The 1,356-nt window shown below is 54.7% G+C and carries 1 rRNA gene; it reads right to left on the bottom strand.

Annotated elements, in window-relative coordinates:
* Positions 1-6 precede the first annotated feature (6 nt).
* A 16S ribosomal RNA gene (locus L2W36_RS27240) occupies positions 7-1,356 on the bottom strand; the annotation flags it as partial.

Here is a 1,356-nt window from a genome sequence, read left to right as displayed (position 1 = left end):
TTCGTATAAGGAGGTGATCCAGCCCCAGGTTCCCCTAGGGCTACCTTGTTACGACTTCACCCCAGTCATGAACCACAAAGTGGTGAGCGTCCTCCCGAAGGTTAAACTACCCACTTCTTTTGCAGCCCACTCCCATGGTGTGACGGGCGGTGTGTACAAGGCCCGGGAACGTATTCACCGTAGCATTCTGATCTACGATTACTAGCGATTCCGACTTCATGGAGTCGAGTTGCAGACTCCAATCCGGACTACGACGCACTTTTTGGGATTCGCTCACTTTCGCAAGTTGGCTGCCCTCTGTATGCGCCATTGTAGCACGTGTGTAGCCCTACTCGTAAGGGCCATGATGACTTGACGTCGTCCCCACCTTCCTCCGGTTTATCACCGGCAGTCTCCCTGGAGTTCCCGACATTACTCGCTGGCAAACAAGGATAAGGGTTGCGCTCGTTGCGGGACTTAACCCAACATTTCACAACACGAGCTGACGACAGCCATGCAGCACCTGTCTCAGAGCTCCCGAAGGCACACCTGCGTCTCCGCTGGCTTCTCTGGATGTCAAGAGTAGGTAAGGTTCTTCGCGTTGCATCGAATTAAACCACATGCTCCACCGCTTGTGCGGGCCCCCGTCAATTCATTTGAGTTTTAATCTTGCGACCGTACTCCCCAGGCGGTCTACTTAACGCGTTAGCTCCGAAAGCCACGGCTCAAGGCCACAACCTCCAAGTAGACATCGTTTACGGCGTGGACTACCAGGGTATCTAATCCTGTTTGCTCCCCACGCTTTCGCATCTGAGTGTCAGTATCTGTCCAGGGGGCCGCCTTCGCCACCGGTATTCCTTCAGATCTCTACGCATTTCACCGCTACACCTGAAATTCTACCCCCCTCTACAGTACTCTAGTCCGCCAGTTTCAAATGCAGTTCCGAGGTTGAGCCCCGGGCTTTCACATCTGACTTAACGAACCACCTGCATGCGCTTTACGCCCAGTAATTCCGATTAACGCTCGCACCCTCCGTATTACCGCGGCTGCTGGCACGGAGTTAGCCGGTGCTTCTTCTGCAGCTAACGTCAAACGAGCACGCTATTAACGTACCCGCCTTCCTCACTGCTGAAAGTGCTTTACAACCCGAAGGCCTTCTTCACACACGCGGCATGGCTGCATCAGGCTTGCGCCCATTGTGCAATATTCCCCACTGCTGCCTCCCGTAGGAGTCTGGACCGTGTCTCAGTTCCAGTGTGGCTGATCATCCTCTCAGACCAGCTAGGGATCGTCGCCTTGGTGAGCCATTACCTCACCAACTAGCTAATCCCACCTGGGCATATCCTGACGCGAGAGGCCCGAAGGTCCCCCTCTTTG

Source organism: Vibrio sp. McD22-P3 (genome assembly GCF_021568915.1).
GTDB classification, from domain to species: Bacteria; Pseudomonadota; Gammaproteobacteria; order Enterobacterales; family Vibrionaceae; genus Vibrio; species Vibrio mediterranei.
The sequence above is the reverse complement of the archived record's forward strand: the minus strand, read 5'-3'. Positions and strand labels throughout refer to the sequence as shown.